Here is a 23,639-nt window from a genome sequence, read left to right on the forward strand (position 1 = left end):
AACCGCGTCCCGACCTTGATCCGCATCAAAATCTCCCTCCCGCATCCGGGCTAAATAGGATTAGAGTGCCGCCGGGGCAGCAGGGAGGTCCCATGTCAACTTATGTCGTCAAGTTCATGAAGGACGTGCTCGGCCAGTACGGCCGGCAGTGCGAAGTCTGCCAGGGCGCGATCGAGATCGACGCTGCCGACGAGGACGAGGCCAGGGAACAGGCGAAGGCCAGGTTCTGCAAGGACCAGGCGTTGCATCACTGGTCCCTGCATGCCGATCGCATCCAGATCAGACCGGCCGATTTTCCGTCCTGAAGCCTATCGGCCGGGAGCCGGCGGCGGCGCGGTTGTGCCGATGCCGAGCGAGCGCTGCACCATCACGGTGTCGGACCAGCGGCCGTGGCGATAGGCGACACCGCACAGAAGGCCAGCGCGGGCGAAGCCGAATTTTTCGTGCAGCGCCAGCGAAGGGGTGTTGTCGGCATCGATATAGCCGATCATCTGGCGGAATCCGGCCGCAGCGCAAGCGTCGATCATTCCCTGGAGCAGCAGCCGTCCGACGCCGCGGCCCAGGTGCTCGTGATGCACGTAGATCGAGTGCTTGGCCGTGTAACGATAGGCCGGACGCTTGCGGAACAGCACCGCATAGGCATAGCCGACGACCTCGCCTCGCAAGGTCGCGACCAGGTGCGGCAGGCGGGCCTGCTTCAGGTTCTTGCGCCGGTCGCGCAGATCGTCCGGGTCCGGCGCGCCGGTTCCCTCGACGTCGCGCGGCACGCCGTTGCGGACGTGGTGGCGGTAGATCGCCAACATCGCCTCGACGTCGGTCTCGCGTGAGGGGCGGACCAGGACAGGCTCGTCGTCCGGGCGCGCAATCGCAGTTTCGTTCATCGGCACCTACTCGGCAACGACATAGGTATAGAGCCCGATACGGCCCTGTGCATCGATCTCTTTGTAGATGCCCTGGATCTCCACCTCGAAGCCCGGAAATGTGTTGAAGCAGGTCTCGAACATCTTGAGGTAATCCAGCATGGGCTTGGCCCGTTCCGTCAGCCGCTCGCCGGGCACGATGGTGGCAATGCCCGGCGGGTAGACCACGAAGGGCGTGGTGGCGATGCGGCCGGCGATCGCTTCGATTGGGAGATAGTCGACGTCGTTCTTGAACAGATAGCGCGCGGCATCGCGGGGCGACATCGCGATCTCAGGCATGTGCTCGGGCTTGAACTGCCGGGCCTGGAGCGCGCTTACGTCGGCAGCGCGGAAGAAGCGGTGCATCTCGCCGCAGAGGTCGCGCAGCCGCACGCCGGCATAGCGTGCCTGCCGCCGCTGATAGAATTCTGGAATCGCGTCCGCCAGCAGTGCATTGTCGTCGTGCAGTCTCTTGAATGCGACGAGGCCGGAGATCAGCGTGCCGGCCTTGCTCGCCTCGACGCCGGGCGTGAGCAGGAAGAGCAGGGAGTTGAGATCGTTCTTCTCGGGGACGATGCGGTTTTCACGTAAGTATTGCGCGACGACCGGCGCGGGGATGCCGTGCTCGGCATAGGCGCCGCTGGCGCGATCGAAGCCGGGAGTGAGCAGCGTCAGCTTGTTCGGATCGGTCATGGCAAAGCCTTCCGCGAGATCGGGAAAGCCGTGCCAATTTGTGTCGGGTGAGAGTTGCCAGAGCGCGGGATTGGTCGCGAGCTCGTCGGTGGAGAGGGTTTCCCACGCGACATTGTGCGCAGCGCCGGGGCGGCTGACGTCGGGGATCGAGACACGATCGGGCACGAAGGGCTCGAAGAACCAGCGCCGATCGGGGCTCTGCTCCTTCTCCTCGAACTCCCGGCGCATCGCGCGGATCTTCTTGCGCAGCTCGATGCCGAGGCGGATCGTGTCGTCCCACAGCACTTCGCCGGAGCGGCCCTTCATCATCTGCGCGCCGACATCGAGTGAGGCGAACAGCGGATAGAACGGCGAGGTCGAAGCGTGCTGCATGAAACTTTCGTTGAAGCGGCGGTGCTCGACACGGCGCTTTTGGCCGCGGATATGGCGGTCCTTGATGTGGATCTGCGAGGCCTGTGAGAAGCTCGCGAGCTGCTTGTGGGTCGACTGCGTCGCGATGATGCCCGGTGCCTCCGGGGGAAGGTTCGCCAGTCCCATGGCGAAGCGGCCGGCATAGAGCGGGTGGAATTTCATGAAGCCGGCCCAGGCCTCGTCGAACAGGATATACTCGCAGAGATGGCCGATCCGCTTCAGGATCATCTCGGCGCTGTGGATCGTGCCGTCATAGGTGCACTGCTCGACCACGGCGACGCGGAACGGCCGCTCCTTGCGCCAGGCGTCCTTGTCCGTGACCAGGGGATGATTGCGGATCGCCTCGCGCAGGGCCTTCTCCTCCAGCAGGTCCCAGCGCATCGGGCCGATCAGGCCCCAGGCGTTGCGGATGGTCGGCACGTAGATCGGAATGCCGCCATTGATCATCAACGCCCCGTGATGGGCAGCCTTGTGGTTGTTGCGGTCGAACAGCACGAGGTCGCCGTCGGTGACGAGGGCGCCGAGCGCGACCTTGTTCGAGGTCGAGGTGCCGTTGAGGACGAAATAGGTCTTCTCCGCGCCGAAAATCTGCGCGGCTTCCTTCTGCGCCCGCAGCGCGGGCCCCTCATGGGTGAGGAGGTCGCCGAGGTCGAGCACGGAATTGTCGAGATCGTCGCGGAACACGGACTCGCCGAGATGCTCGACGAAGACCCGGCCGATCGGGCTGCGGTTGTAGAATACGCCGCCATTGTGGCCCGGACAGGTCCAGAGCTGGTTGCCTTCCTCGGCATAGTCGACCAGCGCACCGAAGAACGGCGTCTTCAGCGTCTCGGCATATTGCTTGAGCCGGCTGATCAAATTCTTGGCGATGAAGGTCGGGGTTTCCTCGGACAGAAAGACATAGCCGTCGATGAAGTCGAGCACCTCGACCGGCAGATCCTCGAAACGCTTGCGCCGGATCAGCAGGATGATCGGAAAGTCGAGGCCGCGGCGCCGCATCAGGTTGATCAGCGACGAGGTCTTGCCCTCCAGGCCCTTCTTGCCCCAATCCACCACCATGCAGCCGATCGCGGCATCGGTCTGCACCGCCATCTCGGCATCCTCCAACTTGCGGGCCCGGACCACCTCGAAACCGGAGCGCTGGATCTCCTCGATGATCTGGTTGAAGCGGACGCCCTCGAGGTCGTCGGCGTCGAACACAGGTGCGGCGAACAGGAAGTTGAAGCGCTTGAAATAGTCCATGTCATATCCCGATGTGCGAGACCGACAGGTCTCTGCACATTCGATGACATTTCGATGACAGCACTCGATCCCCGTCGGGTAGGTTACGATGCCTCATGTAAGCAGCTTGTCGAGCGTGATCGGGAAGTGGCGGACGCGCTTGCCGGTGGCGTGGTAGACGGCGTTTGCGATCGCAGCAGGGACGCCGACGATGCCGATCTCGCCCAGCCCTTTGACGCCCAGTTTGTTGATATGGGCGTCCGGCTCGTCGACGAAGATCACGTTGATGTCGTGAACGTCGGCATTCACGGGAATGTGGTACTCCGCGATATTCGCGTTCATGATCCGGCCGAAACGGTGGTCCATCACCGTCTCCTCGTGCAACGCCATCCCGATCCCCCAGACCACGCCGCCCATGATCTGGCTGCGGCCGGTTTTGGTGTTGATGATCCGCCCCGCCGCAACGGCACTCACGATCCGGGTGACGCGGATGACGCCGAGCTGCTCATCGATCTTCACCTCGGCAAAGACCGCGGAATGGGTATTGCGCGCGTGCTTCTTGTCTTCGTCGAACTGGTTGAGTTTTTCCTTCGTGATGCGCTCGGTCTTGCCGTGGCGCATCGCGTCGGCGACAGGCACTGCACGGCTGTGGTCGCTGATCCGGGCAATGCTGCCGTCGATCAGGACCGTATCGGCCAGCTCGGCGCCGGCGAGCGGCGAGTCAGGCATTTTCCGGGCCAGGCTCAACAGTTCCTTGCGCACCTCCTCGGCCGCGGCAAGCACCGCATGTGCGCTCGAGGCCGCCATCCAGGAGCCGCCTTCGACCGGCGCCTGCGGCAGGGTGGAGTCGGCAAGCCTGACGCTGATGTTCTCGATCGGCAGCCCCAGCGCATCGGCGGCAACCTGCGCCACGACGGTATAGGTGCCGGTGCCGATGTCCGATGCGGCGCAAGACACCTCGGCATGGCCGTTCGACGTCAGTACGATGCGGACCGCGACCGGCATCTGCAGCGCTTCCCACACGCCTGTCGCCATGCCCCAGCCGACCAGTTCGTTGCCGTCGCGCATCGAACGCGGCACGGGATTGCGCCGGCTCCAGCCGAACGCCTCTGCGCCGCGGGCGTAGCATTCGCGCAGCTGCTTGCTGGTGTAGGGCAGGTTTTCGCTCTGGTCGCGATCCGAATAGCAGTTCAGCCGCAGTTCGACCGGGTCGAGCTTGAGTGCGACGGCGAGCTCGTCCATCGCGCATTCGAGCGCGCAGACGCCGGAGGCGGCGCCCGGTGCGCGCATGTCACAGGGCGTGGGAACATCGAGTTGCACGAGCTTATGGGAGAAACGGCTGTTCGGGCTGCTGTAGAGCTGTTCGGCCCAGCCGGTGTCGTTGCGGGCAAAATCCTCGTAGCGCGAGGTCACGGCAATGGCCTCGTGCGTGACGGCGTCGAGCCTACCGTCCGAGTTTGCGCCGAGTCCGACGTGCTCGATGGTCATCGGCCGGTAGCCGAGACCATACATCTGCTGCCGCGTCAGCACCACGCGAACGGAGCGCTGCAGCGCGATCGCGGCGAGTGTTGCCAGCACCACCTGGTATTGCGGCCGCAGGCCTGAGCCGAACGCGCCGCCGACATAGGGCGAGACCACGCGGATATCATCCGGCCTCTTGTCGAGCACGGCGCAGAGAAATTTGTGGACGTTCTGGACGCCTTGCGTCTTGTCGTGCACCGTGAGCTTGCCGCCGCCGTCCCAGACCGCCGTGGTCGCGAACAGCTCCATCGGGTTGTGATGCTCGGTCGGGATGACGTAATCGGCCTCGTGGCGCACGGCCGCTCGGGCAAGGGCCGCTGCGGCGTCGCCTCGCGGCTTGGGCGGTTTGTCCATCTCGGCGGCGGTGCTGCGCTCGCCTTCGAGATCGGTCGCAAAACCGTCGGGCTCATATTCGACCCGTACGAGCGTGGCGGCGAATTTCGCGGTCTCCCAATCCTCCGCGACGACCAGCGCGATCGGCTGACCGTTGAACTTGATCGTGTCGTCATACAGCGGACGCAACGGGGAGCCTTTTTCGGGCGCGACCTCGTCCTTCCAGGCCTCGTCGTTATCCGCGAGCGGCGGACGGTTCGCATGCGTCAGCACGTCCAGCACGCCGCTCACGTTCAGCGCTGCGCTGGTGTCGAGGCGGACAATGCGCCCGCGTGGAATGGTGGCTTCGACCACGAAGCCGTGGACGAGCCCCTCGGCCGCGAATTCGCCGGCATATTTGGCGGCCCCGGTGACCTTGGCCCGGCCGTCGACGCGGGACGTTGGTGTTCCGACATAGGCGGTCATCGGTCCCTCATGCGATCTTCTTGTGAGCCTGCGATTGGGGTGTGCCGCTCGCGGCCTGCGTCAGCGTTCGCACGATGGCGCGGCGCGCCAGCTCGATCTTGAAGCCGTTATGGGCACGTGCGGTCGCGCCCGCCAGCAGCAGATCGGCAGCATGCGAAAAATGATCCACTGTTGCCGCCTGGCCGCGCAGCGCCGCTTCGGCTTCGAGGCTGCGCCAGGGCTTGTGCGCCACGCCGCCAAGCGCGATGCGAGCCTGACTGATCGCGTTACCCTCGAGTTCGAGCGCGGCCGCGACCGAGACCAGGGCAAAAGCATAAGACAGCCGGTCCCGGATCTTCAGATAGCTGTAGTTCCGGGCGAAGCCGAGCGGCGGCAGTTCGATCGCAATGATGATCTCGCCGGTGCCGAGATTGGTGTCGACATGAGGCGTGTCGCCGGGCAGACGATGGAAATCGGTCAAGGCGATGGTGCGCTCGCCGGCGGGCCCGGCGATGTGCACGAGCGCGCCAAGCGCGGCCAGCGCCACGCTCATGTCGGACGGGTTGGTGGCGATGCAGGAGGTGCTGGTACCGAGGATCGCATGGTTGCGATTGAGGCCGTCGAGCGCCGAGCAGCCGCTGCCGGGATTTCGTTTGTTGCAGGGCGTCGCCGTGTCATAGAAATAGGCGCAGCGCGTTCGCTGCATCAGATTACCGCCGATGGAGGCCATGTTGCGCAATTGCGCCGAGGCCCCGGCCAGGATCGCGCCGGCGAGCAGGGGATAGCGCTGTTCGATCACCGGATGGTAGGCGAGATCCGAGTTGGGCACCAAGGCACCGATGCGCAGGCCGCCGTCGGCTGTTTCCTCGAATTTGCGCAGCGGCAGGCGGGAGATGTCGACGAGCCGGGAGGGGCGCTCGACATTCTCCTTCATCAGATCGATCAGGTTGGTGCCGCCGGCAATCAGCTTCGCGCCAGGATTAGCAGCCAGCAGGCGGATCGCGTCAGCAACATCGGTGGCGCGGGAGTACTGAAAATTGTTCATGGCCGTCCCATTGCCTGCTGGATCGCGGCGACGATGTTCGGATAGGCGCCGCAGCGGCAGAGATTTCCGCTCATCAGCTCCCGGATATCGTCGGCATCGCGGGCACGGCCTTCGGCCAAGAGGCCGGCCGCCGAACAAATCTGTCCCGGCGTGCAATAGCCGCACTGGAAAGCGTCGTGGTCGACGAAGGCTTGTTGCAGCGGATGCAGCGTGCCGTCGCTGGCGAGTCCTTCGATGGTGGTGATCTCGGCGCCGTCCTTCATGACCGCAAGCGTCAGGCAGGAATTGACGCGCCGGCCGTCCACCAGCACGGTACAGGCGCCGCACTGACCGTGGTCGCAGCCCTTCTTGGTGCCGGTCAGCGCGAGATGGTCGCGCAAGGCATCCAGCAGCGTGGTCCAGGGGACGAGGTTGAGCGTGCGCGCGACGCCATTGACGACGAGATTGATCGGAACGCGTTCGGCGATCTGATGCGTGGCATTGGCCATGTCGTTTTCCCCGAGGACACTTGTTCCCTGCGACGGAGGCCGAGCCGGAGTCAGGTATGCTGACGCGAGGGCCCGTCCGCCTCCGCTGGCCAATAGCGCCCAACGGACGACCGGCGGCTTGGTTCCAGAGGCGGACTATCCGGGGAAAGCGGGTCAGCGCTTCGCTTCGCCGAACACCACCGTCGGCACCGCGCGATTGACGACCTCGCGGAGCGCGAAGCTCGATTGCACCCGCGCCACGCGCGGCAGGCGCGACAGCTCGGTGCGGTGGATGCGCTCGAAATCCTGGATGTCGCGGGCAAGCACAATCAGGATGTAGTCGTCGGTCCCGGACATCAGGAAGCAGCGCACGACGGAGGGGCATTTCACCACCTCCGCCTCGAACGCCTTCAGCGCCTCGTCACTCTGGCTCTCCAGCGCGATACGGACCAGCACCGTCGTGGTGAGGCCGAATTGCGCGAGATCGAGCGCGGCCTGGTAGCCCTGGATGTAGCCATCGTCCTCCAGCGCCTTCTGCCGCCGCGCCAGCGCGGTGCTCGATAGCCCGACCTTGTTGGCGAGCTCGGTGTGGCTGGCCCGCGCATTGGTGGTGAGTTCCGCGAGGATGGCGAGGTCTTTCCGGTCGAGGGCCAAGGTTTCGTTTCCAGCGTGAAAGGGCATTTTGGCGCCGGAAACCGGCGCGAGGAGGTCGAAGCTAGCGGATATTTGCACGAAACCAAACTGCCGCCATCGCTACGATAGGACCGGAATCAAGGTGCTGGCGGAGGAGTTCAAGATGCGAGTCGGTGTGCCCAGGGAGATCAAGGTGCAGGAATATCGCGTCGGGCTCACCCCCGGCGCGGTTCGCGAATATATCGCGGCCGGGCACCAGGTGACGGTCGAGACCGGGGCCGGCAACGGCATCGGCGCTTCCGACGAGGTGTATCGGCGGGCTGGAGCCAGCATTGCCGAGAACGCTGGCGAGATCTTTGCGACCTCCGACATGATCGTGAAGGTGAAGGAGCCGCAGCGAAGCGAATGGGCCCAGCTCCGCGAAGGCCAGATCCTGTTCACCTATCTCCACCTCGCGCCGGATCCCGAACAGGCCAAGGGCCTGCTTGCCTCCGGCTGCACCGCGATCGCCTACGAAACCGTCACCGACGCGGCCGGTCACCTCCCCTTGCTCGCGCCGATGAGCGAAGTCGCCGGCCGCCTCGCCATCGAGGCCGCCGGCGCCGCGCTCAAGCGGTCGGCCGGCGGCCGCGGCCTGCTGCTCGGCGGTGTCCCCGGTGTGCAGCCGGCGCGCGTCGTCCTGCTCGGCGGCGGCGTGGTCGGGACGCAAGCCGCGCGCATGGCCGCCGGCCTCGGCGCGGAGGTCACCGTGATCGACCGCTCGATTCCACGCTTGCGGGAACTTGACGATCTCTTTGCCGGACGCGTGCGCACCCGTTTCTCGACCATCGAGTCGGTCGAGGAGGAGGTGTTTGCCGCCGACGTCGTGATCGGTGCAGTGCTGGTGCCGGGCGCCAGCGCGCCAAAACTCGTCACACGCGCGATGCTGACATCGATGCGGCCGGGCGCCGTGCTGGTCGACGTCGCGATCGACCAGGGCGGCTGTTTCGAGACCTCGCATCCGACCACGCACGCCGATCCGACCTATGAAGTTGATGGCGTCGTGCATTATTGCGTCGCCAACATGCCGGGCGCGGTGCCGGTGACGTCCAGCCAGGCGCTGAACAATGCGACGCTGCCGTTCGGCCTGTCGTTGGCCAACAAGGGCTTTGCCGCGGTACTGGAAAATCCTCACTTGCGCAACGGGCTCAACGTCCATCGCGGCCGCATCTCCAACAAGGCTGTGGCGGAGAGCCTCGGGCTGGAATTCGCGCCGGCCGGGAGTGGGCTGGCCGCGTAGCGTTTAGTCCGGCCTGCGGTGGCGGCTGCCGAGTGCGGTTTCGATGGTCTCGGGCTTCTCGATGCGTTCGATCAGCACGTCGATGCGATCGCCGCCCCAGAACAGCTCGCCGTTGAACACCATGGTCGGCACGCCGAACACGCCGAGGGCTTCGGCCTCGTCAATGATGCGGTCGTGTTCGGCGCGGGCAGGGCCGTTGACATAAGTTTCGAACTCACTCGCCGAACCGCCGCACGACGTGACGACATCCGTGATGGCTGCGGGATCGTCGATTTCCAGCTCGTGGCTCCAGAACTTGCGAAACACCGTGTTGTGGTAGGAGCGGAAGAAGCCGTGCCGCTGGGCAAACAACATGCCGACACTGGAATAGAACGCGTCGTAGATCCGCCGTGGCCCCTTCATGACGAGCCCCTGAGCATTGGCATAGCGCCGCGCGTCCATATAGGCGTATCGCACTTTGCGCCAGAAATGCGGTGTGCGCTCCTCGACGGTACCCATGAATTCGGCTACGCGCAGCGTGTAGGGTCGCCATTCGAGCTCGACGCCGTGGGCCTCCTCGAGCTCGAACAGACGCTTGTTGGCGACGAAGGCGTAGGGACTCTTGTAATCGGTGTAGATGCGCACGCGTGGCTTCGGCATGGCAATTCTCTCTTTTGAGCTTACGCTTTCGTCAGCCGATACTGCCTCAGATCCGGATCATGCGTCATGCGCCAGTAATCGACAAAGCGCCACGGCATCGCCGAAAACACGCGGCCGCTCGAATTGCGATAGTAGGTGCTCATGCCGGGATGAGTCCAGATCATGGTCGCGTGTTCGGCATCGACCTTGCGGACGTAGTCGTCGAGCACATCCTGGCGGACGTCGATGGCGGCGACGTCGTACTCGATCATGTCGGCCAGGCAGGCCGAGATGTAGCGACTCTGGCATTCCGACTGGAAGATGACGCTGCCGCCATGCGCGGGGCCGGAGTTGGGGCCGAGCATGCAGAAGAAGTTGGGGAATCCAGGCACAGTGAGGCCGAGGAACGCGGTCGGATTGTCGTTGGCCCAAGCCTGCCGCAGATCCTTGCCGTCACGGCCGCTGATGTTGAGGCGTGCGGCCATCTCCGTAACCTTGAAGCCGGTGGCGACCACAATGATGTCGGCGGGGCGTTGCTTGCCGTCGGCGGTGACGATGCCGTTCTGGTCGAAATGGTCGATCGCGTCGGTGACGAGCTCGACATTGTCCCGCCTCAAGGTCTTGAACCAGTTGTTGTCGAGCAGTATGCGCTTGCCATAGGGCGGATAGGTCGGCACGCACTTTTCGATCAGGTCCGGCCGATCCTTCAGCTCGGTGAGGATGAAGTCGGTCAATTCCTGGCGATGCCGGTCATTGCCCTTGTTGACGGCGCGCTCGGGATGCGGCCAGGCCGGATCCTTGCGCAGGAAGGGCAGAAGGCCATCGCCGTAACGCCAGAACATGTTGAAGCGGTACCACTGCATATAGAACGGCAGATGCGCCAGCAGCCAGCGGGCGCCCTCGCTGATCGGGTCGGAATAGCCCTTCACCGGACGCGCCCATTGCGCGCTGCGCTGGTACACCGTGACCGACGCAACGCGGCCGGCGATCGACGGCACCAGCTGCATCGACGTCGCACCGGTGCCGATCACGGCGACATGCTTGCCGTCGAATTTGATATCATCGGACCATAGCGCCGAATGCAGGATCGTGCCCTTGAAGTTCTCCTCGCCCTTGAAGTGAGCGCGCGAGGGATCGTTGAGCTGGCCGATGGCCGAGACCAGCGCGGTCGATTCGAACGTCTCTTCGCCGCTCTTCGTCTTCAGCGTCGAGATCCAGCGCCGCTTGCCTTCATCCCAGCGCGATGAGGTCAGTTCGGTCTTGACGCGCAGATGTTTTCGGATGCCGTATTCGTCCGCGACCTTCAGCAAATAGCCGAGCAGCTCCTCGCGCTGGCAGAAATAGCGCGTCCATGCATTGCCCGAGCCGAACGAGTAGGAATAGGAGTGGTTCGGCGTATCGACGCCGCAACCTGGATAGCGATTGATCCACCAGGTGCCGCCGAGCTCGTCGTTCTTCTCGACGATGGTGTAGGGGATGCCGAGACCGCCGAGCGCGACGCCGAGGGCGATGGCGCAGACGCCCGCACCGACGATCAGGACATGCTGGCCGGCAAGCTTTTCGGCGGTGGGAGGCTTGGTCCATTGCGGCGCACGCGCCACAAATCCCATCTCCTCCCGCATCAGGGGCGCATATTCCGGCGCGACGTTCTCACCGAGGCAGGCGCGCATCATTCTCAGCAGCAATTCGTCGCCGGGATCGGCGATGACCGGTTTCGGCGTGCCGTCAGCAAACAGCCTCACTACCGCCGCGCGGATTTCGTCCCGGATCTCGCGGGGCACCCCGGCTTCGGGATCGGGGATGAGGCGGATGTCACGCTTGGGCAAGTATGGCGGCGCCAGCCATTTCTCGTCGCCGGTCATGTGCACCAGCACCATCAGGAGGCAGCGGATGTCGCCTTCGGCGATTGCAGAGGCGATGTCGAACGGCCCGTGGGGAGATGCGATGTTCATGGCGTTTCCTGATCTCCGGGTGCACTGAAGAGGCCGCGCGTCATCAGCTTGCGATAGGCCGAGATGACGTGGTCAGGCACGGCGGTGACGCCGCCGGCCGAATAGGAATAGCGGCGGCTGAGATAACCGCGCGAGCCCATCAACATGTGGACGATCGCCTCGAATTCCTCATCGCTGTAATCCTCAATCGCGCCCGCTCCTCGCGCGCGCCGCAAGATGCGGACATAAGCGACCGAGATGTTGTCGAGGTGTTTCTGGTAGCCGGCCGGTGCGAAGAACTCGGCCTCGTTGAGGATTCGCAAGAACTCCGGCACCTCGCGGATGAAGTCGAAGAAGGCCGAGAAGCGCGCAATCTCCTGCCGCGCTGCATCCGCGGTGCCGGTGCGGACCCGGATGAACTCGACCATGTCGAGGCCGATCTTCGGCAGGAGCTGATCGAGCAGCTCCTGGCGGTTCTCGAAATGATTGTAGAAGGTGCCCTGCGCGACACCGGCTTCCTCGGTGATGCGGGCCACCGAGGCTTCGGCATAGCCGTGCTTGCCGACGACTTTTGTCGCGGCGTCGAAGATCTTCTGCTTGGTCCAGGCGTTGCGTTCGACGCGGTTGAGTTTTGTGACCTTGGCATTCGCTTGCGTCATTCAGACGTCTCCAGCTCCGCGCGCAGCACGCGCTTGAGAATCTTGCCTGAGGGATTGCGGGGCAGGCTGTCGCGGATGATGAGCTGCTTCGGCACCTTGAAGCTCGCCAGCCGCGTGCGACAGTGCTCGGTGAGGGCAGGAAGCGCGAGGCTGGCGCCTTCGGCCAGCACGACGATGGCGACCGGCCGCTCACCCCAGCGCGGATCGCGCAGGCCGATCACCGCGACCTCGCGCACCTCAGGCAGATCGTAGATGACACGCTCGACCTCGGAGGAAGCGATGTTCTCGCCGCCGGAGATGATCATGTCCTTCTTGCGGTCGGTCAGGTACAGGAAGCCCTCGTCGTCGAGGTAGCCGACGTCGCCGCTGCGGAACCAGTCGCCGAAGAAGGCGGATGCCGTCTTCTCCGGATCCTTCCAGTAGCCGCGCGTAATTTTCGGCCCGCGCAGGCAGATCTCGCCATTGACGTTCGGCGGCAGCTTGTTGCCGACCTCATCGCGGATCTCGATCTCCACATGGGCGATGGCGCGTCCGGTCGAGCCGATCTTCTCGATCTCGCGGCCGGGCTCCATGAACGTGTCGCCGCCGACGGTCTCGGTGAGGCCATAGGCGTCGATGTAGCGCGCGTTGCGGAAATATTCGGAGAAGGCGCGAATGCGCAGCTCCGGCGTCTTCTCGCCGCCGCCGATCGCCCATTGCAGGCTGGAGACGTCGTAGCGGTCGCGGGTGGGGCAGGTGAGCATCGCGGTGGTCATGACAGGCGCGAACCAGGCGGCGTTGAGTCTGTCCTCGGCAATGGCGCTAAGCGCCGTCTCCGGCTCGAAACTGCGCTCGATGCGGATGAAGCCGCCGTGCCAGAGCGCGGCGATGCCAGGCAAATCGAGCGCACCGACGTGATAGAGCGGGCCGACGACGAGCAGCCGTGTTTCTGCGCTGAGGCCGAGCGCAATGGTCTGGTCGGCGGACTTCCAGTAGAAATTATCGTAAGAGAGCATCACGCCCTTGGGGCGGTCGGTGGTGCCCGAGGTGTACATCAGCCGCATCAGGTCGGACGGGGCGCGGACACCCATCGGCGCAGGCGCTGCGTCGCCTGCGAGACGCGTGACGCTTTGCTGCGCGGCCTCGTCGAGTACGACGATCTTCGCGCCCGCTGCATTCGCGGCCAATTCCTCGTCCGCAATCAGTAGCCGCGCGCCGGCATTCCCCGCGATGTAGCCGACCTCGTCGCGGGACAGACGAAAATTGATCGGCAGGAAGACTGCGCCGAGATGGCTGGTGGCAAACACCAGCTCCAGGAACGCCGCGCTGTTCTTCATCAACACGGCCACGACGTCGCCGGCGCCGATGCCCTGCGCGGCGAGCCACCCCGCCACCTTGCGGATGCGCGCATCGAACACCGCGTAGGAAATCTCCTCGCCGCGATATTTCAGCGCAGGCCGCTCCGGCGTGCGCCGGGCATGGAAGGCAATGAAGCTCGACAGGTTGATCATTGCGCGGCTTTCGAGCCGGTTGCCGGCTCCGTCTCCCCTTGGATGAATTCTGACTCATAGTTCATGTTTGGCTTGACGTCACCCCCACCCTCTGAAATTGTTGGGAACACGGGAGACGAAACGATCTCCGACAGGAATTTGGAAACGCCGACCCGACAGAGGGAGGGAAAAATGACGAGAACCCGCACGCCGGGCATCAGCCGCCGTTCAACGCTGGCGCTGATGGGCGCCGGTGCGATGAGTGTTGCCGCGCCATGGGTGGCGCGCGCGCAAGCCAAGACCGTCAAGATCGGCATGCCGACGATTTTGTCGGGCCGCGTCGCGCAGCTCGGCACGTCGTCGCGCAATGCGGTGATGCTGGAGGTCGACAAGATCAATGCGGCCGGCGGTCTCGCGGGCCGCCAGATCGAGATGGTGATCCGGGACTCCAAAGGCCAGCCGCAGGAAGCGGCCCGCGTCGCGCGCGAACTCGTCAACACGGATGGCTGCGAGCTGCTGATCGACGCCGAGGCCTCCTCCGGGGCCTTCGCAGTGCACGAGGTGGCGCGCGATCTCGGCGTGTTCTGCGTCCACACCAATTCGGAAACCTCGGCGCTGACGGCCGATCCGAAGCAGCACATTCCGAACGCCTTCCGCACCGCGCGGCAGGGCGTGCACGACTCCATCATCGGCGGCAGCTACGCGGCGGCGATCGCCAAGACAAAGGGTCTGAAGAAATGGGCGACCTGTTCGCCCGACTATGCCTATGGCCGCGACACCACGGGCGAGTTCACGTTGTATCTGAAGCGCTTTGCGCCCGATGTCGAGATCATCAGCGAATCCTGGCCCAAGCTGTTCCAGCCCGACTACACCGAGGTGGTGACCAAGATCCTCCAGGCCAAGCCGCAGGCGCTGTACTCCTGCCTCTGGGGCGGCGATCTCACCTCCTATATCGACCAGGCCAACATCTACGCGATGTTCGGCCAGATGGAGGTGTTCGCGGTCAACATGGCCGACTACACCGCACTCACCGTGGTGAAGAACCTGCCGAAGGGCATCCACTCCGGCAACCGCTACATCAAGACCTTCCCGGCGACGCCCGAGAACGCGGCATGGGGCGATGCCTACAAGGCCAAGTACAACGAGTACCCGACCAACTGGTCGTGGGAGAACGCGACCGCGGTGATGCTGATGGCGGAAGCTGCGCGAAAGGCCAACTCGGCCGACGGCAAGAAGCTCGCGGAGGTGATGCGCGGCTTGACCATCAAATGCCCGTTCGGCGCCGACGGCACCGTGACCATGCGCGGCGACGACCAGACCTTGATCGGCTACGCGATCGGGTGGGGGACAACGATCCCGCAGGAGCCCTATGTGCCCGAAGTCAAGGCGGGCGACTGGAAGACCATTCTCGAGCTCGAAGCCGAGTGGAAGAAGAGCAAGGGCTACACCTGAGACGACGAAACGGAGGCCGCGAAAGCCGTCTCCGCTTCAACTGCATGATGCCTTCAGGCGCGACGGCATGATCGGCGCGCCGCAATGAAAGTGCTTTCCGTGGATCTCGACGCGCTTGCCGGCTGCCTCTCCAGCTCCGCCTGCCTGGTGACGCAAACCACCAGCGGGCTCATCATCGGCATGCTGCTGTTCCTGGTCGCGGTCGGGCTGACCCTGATCTTCGGCGTGCTCAAGATCGTCAATTTCAGCCACGGCGCCTTCTACATGTTCGGCGCCTATTTCGCGATGACGGCCTACCAGCTCACCGGCAGCTTCGCGCTGGCGATGCTGGCGGGCGCAGCCGGCACCGCCATTCTCGGCCTGGTCTTCGAGCGCGTCTTCATGAGCCGGGTCTATGGCGCCGACGTGCTGATGCAGCTCCTCGTCTGCTACGCCTTCGTGCTGATCTTCGACGATGTGGTGCGGCTGATCTGGGGGCCGGAATTCAGGTCGATGGGCATGCCGGCGGCGTTCCAGGTGATGCCGCTATTCATCGCCGGCGGCGTGGTGCCGCCTTACTATCTGCTGCTGATCGGCGTCGCGCTCGTGGCGGCGATCGTGCTCGGCATCGGATTGTCGCGCAGCCGCATCGGCAAGGTGATCCGCGCCGCCGCGCATAATCCCGGGATGGTCTCCGCGCTCGGCATCAACACTGGGCTGATCTATGGCGGCGTATTCGCGCTCGGCGGCATGCTGGCGGGGCTCGCCGGTGCGCTGGCCGCGCCGGTGCGGTCGCTGACCCCCGGGATGGGATTTTCGGTACTGATCGAGTCCTTCATCGTGACCGTGATCGGCGGCATGGGCTCGATCCTGGGGGCGCTGATCGGTGCGCTGCTGCTCGGGCTGATCCGCTCGTTCGGCTCGCTCGGCTTTCCCCTGTTCACCGAAGGCCTGATGTACCTGTTCATGGTGATCGTGCTGGTCTCAAAGCCCACCGGCCTGTTCGGCAAGGAGGCGGCATGACCGAGCTGGAGGCCGGACGCGCGCGGACGCTGGTGCCCGTGCGCAGCAGCGCGGCGCTTCATCGCTATCGCGACGTGCTGATCGCGCTGCTCGCCTTTGCTGTGCTGGCCAGCCTGCCGCTGTTCACCGGCAGCAAGGCGCTGCTCGATTTCGTCATTCGCTGCTCGGCCTACGGCCTGTTCGCGACCTCGCTCAATCTGCTGGTCGGCTACACTGGCCTGACCTCGTTCGGCCACGGCATGTTCTTCGGCCTCGGCGCCTACAGCTTTGGCCTGATCATGCAGAAGCTCGGCGTGCCGATTCCCGTGGCTTTCGTCGCGACGCTGGCGATCACGGCGATCGTCGCGGCCGTGATCGGCGCGATCTGCGTGCGGCTGAAGGAGATCTACTTCGCCTTCGTTACGCTGGCGTTCCAGATGCTGATCCACTCGACCATCCTGTCCTGGGCGTCCTTCACCGGCGGCGACCAGGGCCTGCGCGGCGGCATTCCGCGTCCCGCATTCCTCGGGATCAATCTCGCCAACCACGTCCATCTCTACATCGCGAGCTGCGCGCTGCTGATCCTCGGCCTGCTCGCGATGCGCCAGATCGCGCAATCGCCGTTCGGCTACACGCTGCGCATGATCCGCGACAATGCCGCGCGCGCAAGCTTCCTCGGTATCGACGTCTGGCGCGCCAAGCTGACGGTGTTCGTGCTGGCGGCGCTGTTCGCGTCGTTGGGCGGCATGGTGATGGCGCTGTTCGTCTCCGGCGCCTATCCGGAGTTCGCCTATTGGACCATCTCGGGCGAGGGCATCTTCATCAACATGCTGGGCGGCGTCTCGACCTTCCTGGGGCCGATGGTCGGCACCGTCCTCCTGCTGCTGCTCAACGACACCGTCACGCGCTTCACCGAATACCACGGCATCGTGCTCGGCGTTGTCATCCTGTTCTTTGCACTCGGCCTGCGCAAAGGCCTTCTGGATTTCGTCGCCGATTGGTTTACGCATCGGCATGAGACAGGCGAGGGGCGCTAGACATGCTGGCAATCCGTAATCTCGCAAAATCCTTTGGCGGCGTGAAGGCGACCAACGACGTCACGCTCGACTTCCCCGACGGTTCGCTCACCGCGGTGATCGGCCCGAACGGTGCGGGCAAGAGCACCTTCTTCAACCTGATCACCGGCGCCCTGAGGCCGGATTCCGGCCAGGTGCTGCTCGACGGCGTCGATCTCGCCGGGCGCTCGCCACCGGAGATCGTGCGTCACGGCATCGGCCGCGCCTTCCAGGTCGCCAGCATCTTCAAATCGCTGACGGTGCAGGAGACCATGCTCGCCGCCGTCAGCGCCGACCAGCGCACCTCCGCGGTTCTGCACAAACGCTTTCCGCTGCCCGAAACGCGCGATCGCGCCGAGCATGTGATGGAGCTGCTCGGCCTTGCCGGCAAGCGCAACCGCACCGCCGCCACGCTGTCGCATGGCGACCAGAAGCTGCTCGATATCGCGCTTGCCTTGGTGCTCGAACCGAAGGTGCTGCTGCTGGACGAGCCGACCGCGGGCATGGGGCCGGAAGAGCGCTGGCGCATGATCGACAAGGTGCGCGAGCTCTGGGAGACGCAAAAGATCACCGTCGTGTTCATCGAGCACGACATGGATATCGTGTTCAAGATCGCGCCCAAAATCGTCGTGCTCTGCTATGGCCGCATTCTGGCGACTGGCACGCCGGACGAGATTCGCAACAACAGCGCCGTGATCGAGGCCTATCTAGGCACCGAACATGCGGGCGCCGCCGCATGAGCGCCGTCGTCATCGAAGTTGCCGATCTCGACGTCTATTACGGCACGAGCCAGATCCTGTTCGGCGTTGCTCTCTCGGTGCGGCAGGGCGAGACCATGGCGCTACTGGGCAGGAATGGTGCCGGCAAATCGACGACGATGAAAGCGATCATGGGCCTTGCGCCGCCGCGGCGGGGCAGGATCAGCCTGCGCGGTGAGGTGATCTCGGGCCAGAAGCCGCACACGATCGCGCGCGCCGGCCTCGGCTTCGTGCCGGAGGATCGGCAGATATTTCCGGAGCACACGGTCGAGGACAATCTCGTCATTGGCAAGAAAAAGGGTCCGGACGGCCAGGACGAATGGTCCATCACGCGCATCTACGAGATATTCCCGCTCTTGGAGCCGCTGCGCCACCGCATCGCGGGGCGGCTCTCAGGCGGCGAGCAGCAGATGCTGGCGATCGCGCGCACCCTGATGGGCAATCCCGCGCTGCTGCTTTTGGACGAGCCGAGCGAGGGACTGGCGCCGATCATCGTGCAGCGGATCGGCGAGCTCTTGCGCCAGCTCCGCAGCATCGGTTCGACCGTGCTGATCGCCGAGCAGAACATGCATTTCTGCCTGGGGCTGGCGAGCCACGCCACGGTCATTGACAAGGGCCAGATCGTCTATGCCGCGGGAATCGACGAGCTGAAGGCCAATGAGGCGATCCGGCGGCGATATCTGGCCCTGTAGCCCGGCGCCGGGGCGTCCAAACCGGCCAAAAGAACAAAACCATTGCCTCGGGGATGCCAGGCGGAAGGAGTTTCCCCGTCGAGGGTCAAAAACGCCAATCGCTTCCATTGCCGTTTGGGGCCGAAACGACGACATTCCATTCAAGATTCGATGGATTGGCGCAAGCTATGGAACGCACTGGTTTCGAACCCTTCGGCGAGCAGCTGGTGTCCGCAACGGACACCCAGCCGAAGTCGCGCGCCTCAAAGCTGCTGCTGCGGGCCGGCACCACGGTGTTCTGGTCCCTGGTCGCCGGCATCGTCCTGGCTCGCGCAGCCTTCTTCGAGCCGGGCATTTATGACGGCTTCAGCCGAGTGGCCTCGCTCGCCAAAAGCCTGATCTTCTAAAGCTGTTTATTTCGGGCTGAGGATAGAACTTCCCTCGGCCCTGATATGCCGAAAACTTATTCCCCAATCAGATCGCCGTGCGTATAAATCTTTCTCCCCTGGGAGAGATTTGTGTCGCAGAATCAAGCATCCAGCCCGGCCGATTCCAAGCCGACCACCGCCATTGGCCGCATGGTCGCGCTGCTCCCCGGCATTCTCCTCTGCGTTCTGGTCGCCGGCGTTTCGGCCCTGCTTGAGCGGGCGGAACTTGGCGTTTTCGAGCATCCCTACGTCGAGGCGCTGGTCATGGCCATCCTGCTCGGGATGGCGCTCCGCAGCTTCTGGAAACCCGCGCCGCGCTGGCAGGCCGGCATCGCCTTCAGCGCCAAACAACTGCTTGAAGTCGCGGTGATGCTGCTGGGGGCCTCGATCAGCTTCGCCGCGATCGCGGCCTCGGGCATCGCGCTGCTGGCATCGATCGCGGCCGTCGTCGTGATCGCACTGTCCATCTCCTTCGGCATCAGCCGCGTGCTCGGCCTGTCGACGCGGTTGTCGATCCTGATCGCCTGCGGCAACTCGATCTGCGGCAATTCCGCGATCGCCGCGGTAGCACCCATCATCGGCGCCACCAACGACGAGATCGCATCCTCGATTTCGTTCACGGCGATCCTCGGCGTGATGATGGTGCTGGGTCTGCCGCTGCTGATCCCGCTGCTGCAATTGTCCGCCACGCAATATGGCATCCTCGCGGGCCTCACCGTCTATGCGGTGCCGCAGGTGCTGGCGGCAACGGTCCCGGCCGGGCTCGTCTCGACGCAGATCGGCACGCTGGTGAAGCTGATGCGCGTGCTGATGCTCGGGCCCGTCGTCGTCGGCCTCTCGCTCGCCGCTTCGCGTTGGCAGACCGGCGCCAAGAAGACCAATGTCGGCTTCTTCCGCCTGGTGCCCTGGTTCATCCTCGGCTTCCTAGCGCTCGCGACCCTGCGCTCGCTCGAGATCGTGCCGGGATCCGTAGTGGCTCCGATAACGCGGATCACGGGTTTCCTCACCGTCGTGTCAATGGCCGCTCTTGGCCTCGGCGTTGACGTGAAGGTGCTGGCCAATGTCGGGGGCAGGGTGACGGCGGCCGTGACGCTGTCGCTGCTGCTGCTGCTCGGCATCAGCATCGCACTGGTGCACTGGTTTAAGTAAATAGAGCGAAGCTGCCGTAGGGTGGGCAAAGGCGCGAAAACGCCGTGCCCACCAAGTATCAGCATTCGTGATGAAAAGGGTGGGGACGCTTCCGCCTTCGCTTTTCGAGCTACGGCGGACAAGTCGCTTTGCCCACCCTACGAGACCGTCATCCGCGTAAGCTGGGCTGGGTAAACTAAATCACATCCGCGAGCGAGTGCCCGTGCAGCTCGATGTTCAGCCCCTGCATGCCCATATCGGTGATCTCGCCGCCCATCGCCTTGATGCTTTCCTCGCGGATCAGCGACATCAGCCCGCGGCGCAGCGCCAGAAACTCCGACGACATCATCATCGATTGCTGGCGCGGACGCTCCAGCGGAATCGGGATCTCCGCCTTGATCGAGCCGGGGCGCGCGGTCATGCAGTAGACGCGGTCGGACAGGAAGATCGCCTCGTCGATGTCGTGGGTGACGAACAGCACCGAGATCTTCAGCCGCTGCCACATGTTGGTGAGGATCTGCTGCATGATGACGCGGGTCTGTGCGTCGAGTGCGCCGAACGGCTCATCCAGCAGCAGCACCTTCGGTCCCGTCGCGAGTGCGCGCACGATGCCGACGCGCTGCTTCATTCCGCCGGAGAGCTTTTCCGGATAGTGCTTCTCGAACGCCTCCAGACCTGCGAGCCCGAGCAGCGTGCGTGCCGCGCGCTCGCGCTGCGAACGCGGCATACCACGCATCTTCAGGCCGAACTCGACGTTCTCCCGCACGGTCTTCCAGGGAAACAATGAATATTGCTGGAACACCATGCCGCGCTCGGCGCTGGGACCGTTGACCCTTTCGCCGTCGACGGTGACGACGCCCGTGGTCGGCTTGAGAAAGCCGGCGACCGCGTTGAGCAGCGTCGACTTTCCGCAGCCGGAGGGGCCGACGATCGAGACGAACTCGCCGGGCTTGACGTGGATCTGGGTATCCGTGACGGCCTGAACCGGTCCCTCGATGCTGTCATAGCTCAGCGAGAAGTTCCTGACGTCGATATGGCCCTGCGGTGCCTTGGTCACGATGTCGCTCATTTCAGCCTCCACGGCATCACCAACTGCCCGGCGCCCCTGATGAGCAGGCTCGATCCCAATCCGAGCACGCCGATCGCGATCATGCCGAGCGCGATGTCGGCATACTGGACCAGCGAATAGGCCTCCCAGGTGAAGTAGCCGATGCCGTACTGCCCCGAAATCATCTCGGCCGCGATCAGCGACACCCAGGCGACGCCCATGCCGACGGTGAGACCGGTGAAGATGTGCGGCAGCGAGGCCGGAAAATACACCTCGCGGAAGATCGAGCGTTCGCGCGCGCCGAGACATTGCGCGGCGCGCACCAGCACGGGATCGACCAGCGACATGCCGTGCAGCGTGTTGATCAGGATTGGGAAGAACGAGCCGAGGAAGGTGATGAAGACGATGCTCTGCTCGTTGGTCGGCCACAGCATGATCGCCATCGGCACCCAGGCAATCGCCGGGATCGGTCGCAGCACTTCCGCGACCGGGAAGATGATCTCATGGACAAGCTTGAAGCGGCCCATGATCAAGCCGAGCGGCACGCCGACGATCGCGGCCAGCGAGAATCCGACCAGGATACGCCGGCAGCTCAGCAGAATGTGCATCAGGAATTTGGGATCGTGCATCGCCTTGGTGAAACTCGCATAGACCGCGAGCGGCGAGGGCACGTTGGTGAAGCGCACGAAGAACACGACGCGATAGGTCGTGAGCAGGTGCCAGAGCAGTAGGAAGACGAGCAGGGAAATGATACCGATCGCAGTCGCGCGCAGGCCGCCTCGGTTGAGCCGATACCAGCGTAGCGCAAGCGTGGCGAAGGAGGGCGGTGGCGTGGGCGTCGTAACGGCGGGCAGGGGGTCCGCCTCCGCAATTGCCGACATGCTGTCCTCGGAATGTCTGACGAGGGCGGGGCTGCTCACGTCTTGCCTCCGCCGACCGCCGCCTTCACCGCGTCATCGAAGCCGAGCACCTTGCCGCTGATCTTGGCCGCGTAGGCTTCGGCGTCCTTCTTCAGCAGGAACGGGACGACCTCGCCATTGCCGGCCGCGAAGAAGGCCTGGTCGGCGAACAGCTTGATGCCACGGGTGGTATCGAAGACATAGGCGACGTTGATCTTCTTGCCCTTGGCCTTGAAATCGGCATAAGCCCCTAACGTGCAGCTGGCCGACGAGAAAGCCAGGATCCCGGCATCGTCGACCCAGACCTCACCAGCCTTGCGCGGATCGGCAATTGGCTTTTTGCAGAACGCATCTTCTCCGGCAATTTCGTAGTTTTTGGTGCTCGCAAGCTGGGCATCATAGTCGAGCTTCATCTCGGCATAGGCTCTGCGGATGTAGCTGTCATCGACCCACTTTTTCGGATCGAACTCCTTCATGCGGCCGAGATTCTGCAGCACTTTGACGTCGGTCGCGGCCGCTTCGATCAGCGCGGGCTTCACCGTGGGATCCGTGGTCATGTTGCCGCTGGGGCCGAGGAAGATGTAGACGACTTCCTTGTTGATGCCGGTCCATTCCTGGATCTTTTCGGCAGCGAGCTTGGGATCGTCGCGCAGCCACTGGTTGGCGGCTATCACGGCCTTGAAATATGCGACGACGACTTCCGGATATTTCTCGGCGAAGTCGGTGCGGACGACGATGCCGTGGAAGGTCGGCAGATTGGTCTCGACGCCGTCGAAGATCTTTCGCGCGAAGCCGCGGAAGGGCAAGAGCTCGGCGAACGGAACGAAGTCGGCATGCGCGTCGATCTTCTTCTCCTGGAGGTTGGTCGAGCCAACCTCCGGGCTCTGGCTGACCAACTGAAAGAAGTCGGACGCGTAGCCGCGGTCCTGCATCGCCTTCAGTACCATACCGTGCGCGGCGGAGCCGAAGGGCACGCTGACCAGCTTGCCCTTGAGATCGGCGAGATCGTAGTAGGGCGAATCCTTGTGGACGACCATGCCGTTGCCGGAGCCGGAGAGGCTGTAGGCGGCGATGCCGATCAGGCGGCTCTTGCTTTCCGGATTGCTGTCGAAAGTGAAGCCGTTCACGATCAGCGGATAGTCGCCCATCATGCCGATCTGCAGCTTGTTCGCCATCATCGCGTTGGTGACGGGCGGGCCGGAGGTGAAATTCTGCCACTCGAGCTCGAATTTGATGTTGGCGTATTTGCCCTCCTTCGGCAGGTATTTCTCGAGGAGGTGCAATTGGCGGATGACGACGCCGGCGGTCACGGTGTTGGTCGTGGTGTCCTGCGTTCCGATACCGAGCGTGACTGTTTCCGCCGAAGCCGGCTGCGCAAGGAGAAGCGCCAGCGACGTCACCGACATCGCGATCGAGAGCGTGGGAAGATGGCGGACCATTCTCATCCTCATTCCGTTGGATGTGCTGTGGTTGCCATGATCGGGTGAGGGCACCGGCAGGGCAAATCCGGAATGATGAGCGCAGTCGATTAGTTGCCGGGAAAAGCTGATTGCATACTCCTTGGGCAGTTCTGCACTATAAAGCCGCTTGCCTGTG

22 protein-coding genes are annotated in these 23,639 nt (G+C 64.1%); 9 read left to right on the plus strand and 13 right to left on the minus strand.

The genetic code is table 11. The features are described 5' to 3' along the window. Nucleotides 1–92: 92 nt before the first annotated feature. Nucleotides 93–305 (plus strand): hypothetical protein, encoded by a 213-nt coding sequence (locus tag QSV46_RS00400; protein WP_314944810.1) that lies wholly within the window; start codon nucleotides 93–95, stop codon nucleotides 303–305. Nucleotides 306–308: 3 nt separating this feature from the next. Here QSV46_RS00400 and QSV46_RS00405 read toward each other — a convergent pair whose 3' ends face one another. From QSV46_RS00405 to QSV46_RS00430, 6 genes are all read right to left on the minus strand, one after another. Then, nucleotides 309–881, minus strand: coding sequence for a GNAT family N-acetyltransferase (locus QSV46_RS00405; RefSeq protein ID WP_314944812.1), 573 nt, complete (start codon nucleotides 879–881; stop codon nucleotides 309–311). A 6-nt stretch (nucleotides 882–887) separates the two neighbouring features. After that, nucleotides 888–3,245 (minus strand): Orn/Lys/Arg decarboxylase N-terminal domain-containing protein, encoded by a 2,358-nt coding sequence (locus QSV46_RS00410; RefSeq protein WP_314944814.1) that lies wholly within the window; start codon nucleotides 3,243–3,245, stop codon nucleotides 888–890. 93 nt (nucleotides 3,246–3,338) lie between these two features. Further along, entirely contained in the window at nucleotides 3,339–5,543 is a 2,205-nt protein-coding gene (locus QSV46_RS00415; protein ID WP_314944817.1) for a xanthine dehydrogenase family protein molybdopterin-binding subunit, read from the minus strand. A 7-nt stretch (nucleotides 5,544–5,550) separates the two neighbouring features. Then, nucleotides 5,551–6,567 (minus strand): xanthine dehydrogenase family protein subunit M, encoded by a 1,017-nt coding sequence (locus tag QSV46_RS00420; protein ID WP_314944820.1) that lies wholly within the window; start codon nucleotides 6,565–6,567, stop codon nucleotides 5,551–5,553. Further along, nucleotides 6,564–7,055, minus strand: a complete 492-nt coding sequence (locus tag QSV46_RS00425) for a (2Fe-2S)-binding protein (protein WP_314944823.1) — start codon at nucleotides 7,053–7,055, stop codon at nucleotides 6,564–6,566. Before QSV46_RS00425 ends, QSV46_RS00420 begins: the two co-directional genes overlap by 4 nt. A gap of 153 nt (nucleotides 7,056–7,208) precedes the next feature. After that, nucleotides 7,209–7,688 carry an Lrp/AsnC family transcriptional regulator gene (locus QSV46_RS00430; RefSeq protein WP_314944824.1) on the minus strand — a complete coding sequence of 160 codons (480 nt, stop codon included), beginning with the start codon at nucleotides 7,686–7,688 and terminating at the stop codon, nucleotides 7,209–7,211. Between the two features lie 142 nt (nucleotides 7,689–7,830). On the opposite strand from QSV46_RS00430, the gene ald reads away from it, so the two are divergent. Beyond that, nucleotides 7,831–8,946, plus strand: coding sequence for an alanine dehydrogenase (gene ald / locus QSV46_RS00435; RefSeq protein WP_314944827.1), 1,116 nt, complete (start codon nucleotides 7,831–7,833; stop codon nucleotides 8,944–8,946). 3 nt (nucleotides 8,947–8,949) lie between these two features. Here the strand turns inward: ald and QSV46_RS00440 are convergent, their stop codons facing one another. Genes QSV46_RS00440 through QSV46_RS00455 form a run of 4 tightly spaced genes read right to left on the minus strand, consistent with a single transcriptional unit; the run spans nucleotide 8,950 to nucleotide 13,644 of the window. Further along, nucleotides 8,950–9,585, minus strand: coding sequence for a 2-hydroxychromene-2-carboxylate isomerase (locus QSV46_RS00440; protein WP_314944829.1), 636 nt, complete (start codon nucleotides 9,583–9,585; stop codon nucleotides 8,950–8,952). 20 nt (nucleotides 9,586–9,605) lie between these two features. Then, nucleotides 9,606–11,516, minus strand: a complete 1,911-nt coding sequence (locus tag QSV46_RS00445; protein WP_314944831.1) for an NAD(P)/FAD-dependent oxidoreductase — start codon at nucleotides 11,514–11,516, stop codon at nucleotides 9,606–9,608. After that, the gene (locus QSV46_RS00450; RefSeq protein WP_314944834.1) at nucleotides 11,513–12,154 is read right to left on the minus strand and encodes a TetR/AcrR family transcriptional regulator; all 642 of its coding nucleotides are present in this window, start codon (nucleotides 12,152–12,154) and stop codon (nucleotides 11,513–11,515) included. Before QSV46_RS00450 ends, QSV46_RS00445 begins: the two co-directional genes overlap by 4 nt. After that, nucleotides 12,151–13,644 carry an AMP-binding protein gene (locus tag QSV46_RS00455; protein WP_314944837.1) on the minus strand — a complete coding sequence of 498 codons (1,494 nt, stop codon included), beginning with the start codon at nucleotides 13,642–13,644 and terminating at the stop codon, nucleotides 12,151–12,153. The genes QSV46_RS00450 and QSV46_RS00455 overlap by 4 nt, the downstream gene beginning before the upstream one ends. 171 nt (nucleotides 13,645–13,815) lie before the next feature. Between QSV46_RS00455 and QSV46_RS00460 the strand changes: the two genes are divergently transcribed. The 7 genes from QSV46_RS00460 (at nucleotide 13,816) to QSV46_RS00490 (ending at nucleotide 20,117) form a co-directional block, all read left to right on the plus strand. Then, nucleotides 13,816–15,075: an ABC transporter substrate-binding protein gene (locus tag QSV46_RS00460; protein WP_314944840.1), complete on the plus strand. Its 1,260-nt coding sequence runs from the start codon at nucleotides 13,816–13,818 to the stop codon at nucleotides 15,073–15,075. 99 nt (nucleotides 15,076–15,174) lie between these two features. Then, complete coding sequence (locus tag QSV46_RS00465) at nucleotides 15,175–16,077, plus strand: branched-chain amino acid ABC transporter permease (RefSeq protein ID WP_314946427.1); 903 nt, start codon at nucleotides 15,175–15,177, stop codon at nucleotides 16,075–16,077. After that, on the plus strand, nucleotides 16,074–17,093 hold the full coding sequence (locus QSV46_RS00470) for a branched-chain amino acid ABC transporter permease (RefSeq protein ID WP_314944842.1): 1,020 nt from the start codon (nucleotides 16,074–16,076) through the stop codon (nucleotides 17,091–17,093). The genes QSV46_RS00465 and QSV46_RS00470 overlap by 4 nt, the downstream gene beginning before the upstream one ends. A 2-nt stretch (nucleotides 17,094–17,095) precedes the next feature. Beyond that, nucleotides 17,096–17,851, plus strand: coding sequence for an ABC transporter ATP-binding protein (locus QSV46_RS00475; protein WP_314944844.1), 756 nt, complete (start codon nucleotides 17,096–17,098; stop codon nucleotides 17,849–17,851). Beyond that, nucleotides 17,848–18,561, plus strand: coding sequence for an ABC transporter ATP-binding protein (locus QSV46_RS00480; protein WP_314944847.1), 714 nt, complete (start codon nucleotides 17,848–17,850; stop codon nucleotides 18,559–18,561). Before QSV46_RS00475 ends, QSV46_RS00480 begins: the two co-directional genes overlap by 4 nt. A gap of 167 nt (nucleotides 18,562–18,728) precedes the next feature. Beyond that, complete coding sequence (locus tag QSV46_RS00485) at nucleotides 18,729–18,947, plus strand: hypothetical protein (protein WP_092023917.1); 219 nt, start codon at nucleotides 18,729–18,731, stop codon at nucleotides 18,945–18,947. A gap of 111 nt (nucleotides 18,948–19,058) precedes the next feature. Then, nucleotides 19,059–20,117, plus strand: a complete 1,059-nt coding sequence (locus QSV46_RS00490; protein WP_314944852.1) for a YeiH family protein — start codon at nucleotides 19,059–19,061, stop codon at nucleotides 20,115–20,117. A 175-nt stretch (nucleotides 20,118–20,292) separates the two neighbouring features. On the opposite strand, the gene QSV46_RS00495 is transcribed toward QSV46_RS00490, so the two are convergent. From QSV46_RS00495 to QSV46_RS00505, 3 genes are read right to left on the minus strand one after another with little or no spacing between them, the layout of a single operon-like run. After that, nucleotides 20,293–21,165 (minus strand): ABC transporter ATP-binding protein, encoded by an 873-nt coding sequence (locus QSV46_RS00495; protein WP_314944854.1) that lies wholly within the window; start codon nucleotides 21,163–21,165, stop codon nucleotides 20,293–20,295. Further along, nucleotides 21,162–22,064, minus strand: coding sequence for an ABC transporter permease (locus tag QSV46_RS00500; RefSeq protein WP_409997130.1), 903 nt, complete (start codon nucleotides 22,062–22,064; stop codon nucleotides 21,162–21,164). The genes QSV46_RS00495 and QSV46_RS00500 overlap by 4 nt, the downstream gene beginning before the upstream one ends. Next, nucleotides 22,061–23,482 carry an ABC transporter substrate-binding protein gene (locus tag QSV46_RS00505; protein ID WP_314944858.1) on the minus strand — a complete coding sequence of 474 codons (1,422 nt, stop codon included), beginning with the start codon at nucleotides 23,480–23,482 and terminating at the stop codon, nucleotides 22,061–22,063. The genes QSV46_RS00500 and QSV46_RS00505 overlap by 4 nt, the downstream gene beginning before the upstream one ends. Between the last annotated feature and the right edge of the window lie 157 nt (nucleotides 23,483–23,639).

The sequence above is a fragment of the Bradyrhizobium cosmicum genome, from assembly GCF_032290525.1.
In the GTDB taxonomy this organism is placed as follows: domain Bacteria; phylum Pseudomonadota; class Alphaproteobacteria; order Rhizobiales; family Xanthobacteraceae; genus Bradyrhizobium; species Bradyrhizobium cosmicum_A.